Here is a 206-nt window from a genome sequence, read left to right on the forward strand (position 1 = left end):
CGGAGATGTGTATAAGCGCCAGGGACAGCTCGGCGGAGCCGTCGTCGCCCACCTCCTCGTGCAGGTCCCCGCCCGCGAGCTCGCGGTCAGCGTCCGCGACCCGCACTCGGCCGCTGCACGTCGTCTGGCCGCCCGGGGCGTGGCGGTCCGCCGCGGTGCCTTCACCGCGCCGGAGACCCTCCCCACCGCGTGCGCGGACGCCAGCC

1 protein-coding gene is annotated in these 206 nt (G+C 76.7%); it reads left to right on the forward strand.

Annotated elements, in window-relative coordinates:
- Positions 1–206 (forward strand): hypothetical protein (locus QCD68_RS17435; RefSeq protein ID WP_441005200.1); only part of this gene is annotated, 206 nt, incomplete at both ends.

The organism is Curtobacterium sp. PsM8, from assembly GCF_030433875.1.
Classification (GTDB): Bacteria; Actinomycetota; Actinomycetes; order Actinomycetales; family Microbacteriaceae; genus Curtobacterium.